This window comes from Campylobacter sp. US42a (assembly GCF_004379055.1).
Taxonomy (GTDB): Bacteria; Campylobacterota; Campylobacteria; order Campylobacterales; family Campylobacteraceae; genus Campylobacter_D; species Campylobacter_D jejuni.
In genome coordinates this window covers 1-2,120 of record NZ_RYYK01000017.1, presented here as the reverse complement: position 1 = coordinate 2,120, position 2,120 = coordinate 1, and the positions used below count along the sequence as shown (strand labels likewise).

The 2,120-nt window shown below is 29.1% G+C and carries 1 protein-coding gene; it reads right to left on the bottom strand.

The window, feature by feature from the left end; genetic code table 11:
- Positions 1 to 298: 298 nt before the first annotated feature.
- A complete protein-coding gene (locus ELQ10_RS08480) occupies positions 299 to 1,936 on the bottom strand; it encodes a filamentous hemagglutinin N-terminal domain-containing protein (protein WP_134250461.1) in 1,638 nt (545 codons plus the stop codon).
- Positions 1,937 to 2,120 lie beyond the last annotated feature (184 nt).

The following is a 2,120-nucleotide window of genomic DNA, read 5'->3' as shown; positions in this document are numbered from 1 at the left end:
AGTATCACTAGCATAAAGGCTTAAGATAGCTAAACTAGATAGTAAGATAATGCGTTTCATTTGTGTTTTTCCTTTTTAATGATTTCATAAGATCTTGTTTTATAGATTTGGTTTTTAATCTTTTTTATTTTTTGCTTTTTCTGTTTTTATTTTTCTTTCTTTTTATCTTTTTATTTTTCTTTATTTTTTGTATTTGTTTGATTGATTATCAATCTTTTTTGATTTTTAATCTTTAAATTTTGTTTGTTTTATTAATTTTTAACAAGATCCAAAAGGCTTTTAACCTTTTGGATTTTAATTATCTTGAGCAAGGATTTCCTGCTTTAAAATTATCCGATACTATACAAGCATTACCACTTTCTTGAGTACTGGCTTCATCTATACTTGCTTGTTTATCATCTTCATTGATATTTGGATCTTCATCTGTAGTTTGCATAAGCAAAGCTGTAGCAATGTCAGGTTCTTGTTGTCCTATGGTATCATTTGGGTTATTATTAGAACCGTTGTTATTACCATTGTTAATATCACCTGAATCGGTTCCATCGTTTCCGTTATTGGAACCACTATTGTTATCATTAGGCTTGTTAACAGTTTTATAATCTGCAAGATATTCTCCATGAACTGTGAGTTTATAATTATCTATACTTGCACTTGCAATAGTTTGTTTATTTGTTTCAAGATTAGAATTATTCGAACTCGTGGCATCTTTAAGAGCTGTTGTGGCTTGTTGCAAAACTATATATTTACTATCCATTTCTGTTTTAAGCGTTTCTAAGACTTTTGAATCTCCAATTTGCAAAGCTTTATTGTAAAGCTCTACTATGGTATTATAATTATTCAATGCATCATCGTAAGCTTTTTGAGTATTTTTTTGTTGTTCAGTAGTTTTAGAAATCTGAGCAAGTGTGTTTTTAACAGTGTTGATGGATTTACCTGCTTTTTCCACATTTTCATAAGAAGTTGAAAGAGCTTCTTTTAATTTTGCATTTTCATTTGCGCTCGCTTGTCCATATAGAGCAGTCATAAAATCTATACTTTGTAAAACATCTTCTGATAATAATTCTCCATTTTCTTTATAGATTGTAGCCAAATTATCTATGCTTGTATAAGAATTAAATTTTAAACTATCAAATATAGAATTTATAACATTAGCGTCAATATCTGTTGAGATAATAAGATTGCTAGTTTCTGAAACAATTTTACCTTGAGAAACAAATTGATCAACTGAAGCTGCACTCATTCCTGATGTAATAGGTCCTTCTATTCCGGGACTTTCAATGGCACTCATTATTACATAATTTGTGTTGTATCTAAATGAAATACGATTATTTGATTTGTATAATCCAACATTTTTATCTTTGTCAAACTGAGCTATTTCATTTCCTATCAAAGTAAGATCATTTTTACCTTCTATAGTTCCCAAGTTAATAATATTACCTTTTGGATTTAATTGTATAACTGGTGAAATATTTTTTCCTGTTCCAAATATTGCATCTGTGTCACTTGCACCATTTGCAAATTTTTGCATCCCATCATCACCAACAGATGAAGTGGATAAATATACTCTATTTGCACTAATACTTCCACCTTTACCCACTACTATACCATTAGGATTGATTAAAAAGATATTATTGCTTCCACCTTCTAGCTTTCCATCTATATGAGAGCTTTTAGAACCATAGACAATATTTAAATAATTTTGGTTAGTTTTTCCTTGTCCAAAATTTACAGTTTCGCCACTTGCTATATTAAAACCACCACCCCATTGGATAACAGAGTTTTGTCCTTTTCCTGCGATATTCATCACTTTATCATTTATATTTATAGTCCCACTTGTTCCATGAGTGAACTTACCCCCACTTGGTAAAGCATAGCTTTGTGTAAAAAGTAAAGAACCTACAACTAAAGACAAAGAAAGTTTATTTAACTTTTTCATGACTTGCTCCTTTTTGTAAGATTAAGATTTAAGAATCTTTTGTTTATATTTATAAAAATACAAGCAAAAGATTCCTATCTTTAAGATAGGAATGATTTATTTTATCTTTGCGTAAATGCTTTTACCATCTTGAGATATTCTTACTTCATAAGAAAGCTTTTGTAAATTCATCTTTTTTAATCTA

Coding starts and splice junctions, on each gene's coding strand:
- ELQ10_RS08480 (WP_134250461.1), bottom strand. CDS start 1,936: ATGAAAAAGTTAAATAAACTTTCTTTGTCTTTAGTTGTAGGTTCTTTA.